A 6,536-nucleotide genomic window follows, 5' to 3' on the forward strand; every position below is an offset into this window, starting at 1 on the left:
TATGCCCGCTCGGGCCTCCTCGCTACCCGCCTGGGTCGTACTCGTGGGACTCGCGGCAGTCGCGACACTCGTGGTCCCATTCCTGCGCCGCGTTCGGGCGACATGGCTCCTGGCTCGTCCAATCGACATCCCTCGATACCGCGTCGTTTGCCCATCGGTGTCGAGGTCGTACATCACAACGCCGACCGAATTCGCTCCCACGCGCGCGTGTGGGCGCCCGACCGTACGTCCGTCGTGCTCGTTACCGACGACGGATCGGCTTTTCCGCTCGAGCGAGATGACGCGGGCTACTTCGCCGGCGAGCTGGACGGCGTGGGCGCGGGGACGCGCTACCGCTTTCGAGTCGACGACGGCGAGGCCTTTCCCGACCCGGTCTCGCGCTTTCAGCCGGACGGGCCACACGGCTCGTCGATGATCGTCGACGCGACGACGTACCCGTGGAGCGACGGCGACTGGCGCGGCGTGTCGATCGACGGGCAGGTCATCTACGAGCTGCATTTGGGCACGTTCACGAAGGGTGGAACGTTCCGCGCCGCGATCGATCGGCTGCCCGATCTCGTCGACGTCGGCGTCACCGTGATCGAGCTGATGCCGATCGCCGAGTTCGCGGGACAATTCGGCTGGGGTTACGACGGCGTCGCGTTGTTCGCGCCGTATCATCGCTACGGAACGCCCGACGATCTGCGCGCGCTCGTCGACGCGGCGCATCGCCTCGAGCTCGGCGTCATACTCGATGTCGTCTACAACCACTTCGGGCCGGACGGCAACTACACCGGCAAGTACGCGGCGCGATATGTCAGCGGCAATCCGACGGAGTGGGGCGACGCGCTCAATTTCGACGGCGACGACGCGGCGCCCGTGCGCGAATTCTTCATCAGCAACGCGCGCTATTGGATCGAGGAGTTTCATCTCGACGGGCTGCGGCTCGACGCCACGCAGCAGATCTTCGACACATCGAGCTCGCACATCGTGGCGGACGTCGCCGCGGCCGTGCGCGAGGCGGCGAAGGGCCGGCGCACGATCGTCGTCGGCGAGAACGAGCCGCAGAGCGCGCAGCTCATTCGCCCGCGCGATGCCGGCGGATATCAGCTCGATGGTTTGTGGAACGACGATTTTCATCACGCGGCCCGTGTCGCGGCAACGGGACGCAACGAGGCGTATTACGACGGCTATCGCGGTTCGGCCCAAGAGCTCTTGAGCACTATGAAATATGGATTCCTGTATCAAGGCGAGTGGTACGCTTGGCAGAAGAATCGGCGGGGATCGCCCTCGCTGGACATCGCGCCGCAATCCTTCGTGCAGTTTCTACAGAACCACGATCAGGTGGCGAACAGCGCGAAAGGACAGCGCATCAACCAGGAGTCGAGCGCGGGACGCTGCCGCGCGTTGACCGCGCTCCTGTTGCTCGCGCCGCAGACACCGATGCTGTTTCAAGGACAGGAATTCGCCGCGTCGGCGCCCTTTCTCTACTTCGCGGATCACGAGCCGACGCTCGCGGCACTCGTGCGAACGGGTCGCGCGAAATTCGTCTCGCAGTTTCCAAGTATCGCGGCCCGCGAGGAGCACGAGCGCATCGACGAGCCGTCGGACCCGTGGACGTTTCTCCGCTGCAAGCTCGATTGGGCCGAGCGCCGGCGCCACAAACCAACACTCGATTTGCACCGTGACTTGCTCAAGCTGCGTCGCGAGGATCCGGTCATTCGCAACGTCAAGCGGCGCGGACTCGACGGAGCCGTGATCAACGAGCATGCGTTCGTCGCGCGCTGGTTCGGCGTCGAAGGCGACGACCGGATGCTCGTCGTCAACCTCGGCGCGCGTATTCATGCGGATCCGCTCGCCGAACCGCTCGTTGCGCCGGCGACCATCGGCGGCGCGTGGAAGACGATTTTTTCGACGGAGTCGCCGAAGTATGGCGGTTGGGGCGCGCCGGAAATCCAAACGAAAGACGATGGGTGGTGGATTCCCGCCGAGAGCGCGACGTTGCTGTCGCCGGTGGCCGCGCCATGACGCGCCGCTTGGTCGATCGCATCGTGCGGCGCCTGGATCTGCCCGCCGATGGCGACGCGCGCGCGCGCAAGCTGATGGAAACCGAGTGGCTCGTCACGAACGGGCTGGGCGGCTATGCGTCGTCGACGCTATCGGGCGTGATCACGCGCCGCTATCACGGATTACTCGTTGCCGCGCTGCCCAATCCACTCGGCCGCATGGTGATGTTGAATCACCTGGGCGAACGACTGGTGCACGGCGACAAAGAGTTGTCGTTGAACAGCGAGGACCGCGTCGCCGGGCGAGTAGACGTCGAAGCGGCGGGGTACGTCGCGGACGTGCGGCTCGATGTGGGTCTCCCGGTGTGGGAGTACGAGTGGGAAGGGATGCGTTTGGAAAAGCGCATCGTGATGCCGCACGGGCAGAATAGCGTGCACGTCACCTATCGCATGCTGCGCGGGCCCGACAACGTGGTGCTCGAGATTCATCCCGCCGTGCACTTCCGCAACTACGAGGACCACGTCGGTTCCTCGCGCAACTCGCCGATCAACACGACGTACATGATCGGCGAGTTGGGCGACATCCGTGAGATTTCGACGGCCGACGATTTGCCGCCGCTGCGGATGACGATCGTCGGCGCGTCGAGCGCGCCATTCGAGACCGACGCAAAGCCCACGAACGAAGTGATGTATCCCGTCGAGCAGGATCGCGGCTACGAGTTTCGCGGGACGCTCTGGACGCCGGGGCATTACACCGTGACGCTCGAGTGCGATCGCTGTGTGACGTTCATCGCGTCGGTGGAATCGCAGGAAATCATGCTCGCGCTGGCGCCGGACGAAGTCGCGCGCTGCGAGCAGGAGCGGCGGCGGCGGTTGATCTTCAGCGCGGCGACGAATCCGACCGACGAAGTGGGCGCTGAGCTCGTCCTGGCGGCGGATCAATTCATCATCACGCCGGCCGGGCGCATCACCGACGCGACGCGCGCGCGGGCGATGGGCCACGAGGTCCGCACGATCATCGCCGGCTACCACTGGTTCACCGACTGGGGCCGCGACACGATGATCAGTCTGGAAGGGCTGACCCTCACCACGGGCCGCGATCGCGAAGCGTCGTTCATTCTGCGCACGTTCGCGCACTACGTGCGCGACGGTCTCATCCCGAACATGTTCCCCGACGGGAGCAACGAGGGGTTGTATCACACCGCCGACGCGACGCTGTGGTTCTTCCACGCGCTGCAGCGATACATCCGCCGCACCGGCGATCAGGTGACGCTCACGCAGCTGCTGCCGGTGATGATCGACATCGTGAAGCATCACGTGGAGGGAACCAAGTTCGGCATTCACGTCGATCCGGCCGACGGCCTCCTCTGCGAGGGCGCCGAGGGTTATCAGCTCACGTGGATGGACGCCAAGGTGGACGGCTGGGTGGTGACGCCCCGGCGCGGCAAGGCCGTGGAGATCAATGCCCTGTGGTACAACGCGCTGCGGCTGCTCGAGGGATGGATTACCGAAGTCCGCGGCGTCGAGGCGGCCGCGGACATCAAGACCCGCGCCGATGGTGTATATAAATCATTTAATGAGCGTTTCTGGAACGCATCCACCGGCTATCTGTTCGACGTGATCGACGGCGAAGGCGGCGATAGCCCGCTGTGCCGGCCGAACCAGATCTTCGCCATCTCGCTCGATCATCCCGTGCTCGAGCGATCGCGCTGGGAGGCGGTGCTTGCCGTCGTCGAGCAGCGGCTGCTCACGCCTGTCGGCTTGCGCTCCCTGGCCCCGGGCGAGCCGGAGTACAAGGATCGCTACTATGGCGACCTCCGCTCGCGCGACGCCGCGTACCACCAGGGCACCGTGTGGGCGTGGCTCATCGGGCCGTGGATCGACGCGTGGCTCAAGGTGCACCGCGACGATCTCGCCGGCGCGCGAGCGTATCTGCACGGATGCATCGCCGCGCTGGACGAATTTGGACTCGGCACTATCGGCGAGATCTTCGACGCCACGCCACCCTTCACGCCGCGCGGTTGCATTGCGCAAGCATGGAGTGTGGCCGAGGTGCTGCGGTGTTGGGTGCGGACGGAGCCGGCGCCGACGCCGACGGCACCAGCGTCGGCTCCGTCTGCATGAATCCGCGGGTTACGGTTTCAGCGAATCGCGAATCGCGCGTCGGTCCTGGCGCACGTCGCGCCGGTCGCGGACGTCGTCCCGCTTGTCGGAGCGTACGTCCTTGCGGTCGCTTCGGATTTCGCGCGTGTCGCGTCTGACGTCGGTCGAGTCGCCGGCCCTCGCGTCCGCGCGGCGATCGCGCACGTCGGCGCGCAGGTCCCTCGCATCCGAATGCGCCTCACGCGTATCGCGCACGACGTCGCGATGATCGCGCCTGAGATCGCGCGCTTCCCGTTTCGTCGGCGTGGTCGCGCTCTGGCCGCTCTGCGCGCCCGCCGTCCCCGCCGCCACCGCCATCATCAGTCCCGCGAGCACTGCCGTCGTGAGATTTCTCATATCGTCTCCAGGGTGAATGCTGCCTACCGCTGCCCATGCAGCCTGCATCGGGGAGACGTGCGTCGTTTCTGAGCGTTAAACCATCGGACGAAGTTCACATCGTAGTCGTGACCAGCGTCACCCGACGCGTTACCAGCCCTGTCGTTCGCGGAGTCTCCTGATGTGCGCCGCATGATGCCTGCCGTGCCACTCGTACATCGCCAGCACGTCGTCGAGCGTCATCGTGCCCATCGCGGGATGATTGAGCGTTCTCTCAAAGTCCGACGGCTGCATCGCGCGCAGCACGCGGACCCAGCGATCGTGCAGCGTCTCGAGCAGCATGAGCGACGTCTCGATCGGCGTCGAGCGCGCATCTTCGAGCCGGGCCCAGGCGGACTCGTCGTACGGCTTGATGGTCGGAGTATCCTCAGTCAAGGCAAGCTTGACCCGCGTGTAGGCGTTGAGGTGGCTGTCCGGGACATGATGCACGACCTGTCGCACCGTCCAGCCGTCGGGGCGATACGGCGTGTCCAGCTGCGTCTCGTTCAAGCCGCGCACCGCGGCGCGGAACGCGGCGGGGGTGTTGGCGATTGAATCAATCGCGGCTCGGCGCTGGTCCGCGGTGAGCACACCGGGACGTTGGTAGCGGCCGACGGGATAGCTGAGCGATTCGTCCATGGCGGGAGGGGTTCGGGAGGCGCGGCGGGCGGACGATTTGAAGTTAGGAAGCCACTCAAGAGGAGCGAGACGAATGGGCGGGCAAGCGGAGTTGAAGGGGCCTGATTTCGGGGCGGGCGTCAAAGCGGGCGACATTCCGGCTGGAGGAACGCTGCTCGGACACGCGCAAGGCGAGCCGGTGCTGCTCGCGCGCGTGAACGATGAGTATTTCGCCATCGGCGCGAGCTGCACGCATTACGGCGGACCGCTCGCCGAAGGTGTCGTCGACGGCGACACCGTTCGCTGCCCGTGGCATCACGCCTGCTTCAGCTTGCGAACCGGCGAAGCCTTGCGCGCGCCGGCGCTCAATCCCGTCGCGTGCTGGAATGTCGAGCAGCGCGGCGGCTCGATTTTCGTCACCGGAAAAGAGGAGCGCGATCCACTGTCGCCCACGTATCCGATCGCGACCATCGCGCCCGCGCATCCCGAACGTGTCGTCGTCGTCGGACTCGGCGCCGCGGGCACGGCGACGGTCGAGATGCTGCGCCGCTCCGGCTATGTCGGAACCATCACCGTCGTCGACGACGACCGTGGCGCGCCGTACGATCGGCCGAATCTCTCGAAGGATTATCTCGCGGGCAACGCGCCCGAGGAGTGGATTCCGATTCGCGGCGATGACTTTTACTCACAGCACGACGTGAATGTCATCAAGTCGCGCGTGTCGAAGCTGGATATCAAGGCCAAGCGTGTCGAGATCGAGGGCAAGGATCCGGTCACGTACGACGCACTGGTTCTCGCCACCGGCGCTGAACCGATTCGCCTCAAGCTGCCGGGCGATGACCAGCCGCACGTGCACTATCTCCGGTCGCTCGACGACAGCCGGCGCATCATCGAAGCGGCGAAGAATGCGAAGCGCGCCCTCGTGATGGGCGCGAGCTTCATCGGCCTCGAGGTCGCGGCGTCGCTTCGCGCGCGGAACGTCGAAGTCCACGTCGCCGCGCCCGAGAAGCTGCCGCTCGAGCGCGTGCTCGGCGAACATCTCGGGTCGTTCATCAAGTCACTGCACGAAGAGAAGGGCGTGGTGTTTCATCTCGGGCACACCGCGACGTCGGTCGAGAAAGACGCCGTCGTGCTCGACGACGGAACGCGCGTGCCGGCGGATCTCGTCGTCATCGGCGTCGGCGTGCGGCCGCGGCTCACGCTCGCGGAACAAGCGGGCCTCACGATGGACAAGGGCGTCGTCGTGAACGAGTTCCTGGAGACGAGCGCACCTGGCGTGTACGCGGTCGGCGACATCGCACGGTGGCCGGACCCGCACACCGGCGAACGCATTCGCGTGGAGCATTGGGTGGTGGCGCAGCGGCAGGGACAAACGGCGGCGCGCAACGTTCTTGGCGCACGCGAGCGGTTCGATCA

At 65.9% G+C, this 6,536-nt stretch carries 5 protein-coding genes; 3 read left to right on the forward strand and 2 right to left on the reverse strand.

Annotated features, from left to right (window positions below):
- The first annotated feature begins 147 nt into the window (after positions 1 to 147).
- The gene (treZ, locus tag VN706_09095) at positions 148 to 2,007 is read left to right on the forward strand and encodes a malto-oligosyltrehalose trehalohydrolase (protein ID HXT15774.1); all 1,860 of its coding nucleotides are present in this window, start codon (positions 148 to 150) and stop codon (positions 2,005 to 2,007) included.
- Positions 2,004 to 4,109 (forward strand): amylo-alpha-1,6-glucosidase, encoded by a 2,106-nt coding sequence (locus VN706_09100; GenBank protein ID HXT15775.1) that lies wholly within the window; start codon positions 2,004 to 2,006, stop codon positions 4,107 to 4,109. Before treZ ends, VN706_09100 begins: the two co-directional genes overlap by 4 nt.
- A gap of 9 nt (positions 4,110 to 4,118) precedes the next feature.
- On the opposite strand, the gene VN706_09105 is transcribed toward VN706_09100, so the two are convergent.
- Positions 4,119 to 4,484: a hypothetical protein gene (locus VN706_09105; GenBank protein ID HXT15776.1), complete on the reverse strand. Its 366-nt coding sequence runs from the start codon at positions 4,482 to 4,484 to the stop codon at positions 4,119 to 4,121.
- Between the two features lie 129 nt (positions 4,485 to 4,613).
- Positions 4,614 to 5,141: a putative metal-dependent hydrolase gene (locus VN706_09110; GenBank protein ID HXT15777.1), complete on the reverse strand. Its 528-nt coding sequence runs from the start codon at positions 5,139 to 5,141 to the stop codon at positions 4,614 to 4,616.
- A gap of 73 nt (positions 5,142 to 5,214) precedes the next feature.
- On the opposite strand from VN706_09110, the gene VN706_09115 reads away from it, so the two are divergent.
- Positions 5,215 to 6,536, forward strand: a 1,322-nt coding sequence (locus VN706_09115) for an FAD-dependent oxidoreductase (protein HXT15778.1), incomplete at its 3' end; no start/stop codon positions are given.

The sequence above is a fragment of the Gemmatimonadaceae bacterium genome, assembly GCA_035606695.1.
Taxonomy (GTDB): Bacteria; Gemmatimonadota; Gemmatimonadetes; order Gemmatimonadales; family Gemmatimonadaceae; genus JAQBQB01.

Excerpts from the sequence above, each read along its gene's own strand:
- VN706_09105 (HXT15776.1), bottom strand. The coding sequence starts at position 4,484 with ATGAGAAATCTCACGACGGCAGTGCTCGCGGGACTGATGATGGCGGTG.
- VN706_09100 (HXT15775.1), top strand. The coding sequence starts at position 2,004 with ATGACGCGCCGCTTGGTCGATCGCATCGTGCGGCGCCTGGATCTGCCC.
- VN706_09110 (HXT15777.1), bottom strand. The coding sequence starts at position 5,141 with ATGGACGAATCGCTCAGCTATCCCGTCGGCCGCTACCAACGTCCCGGT.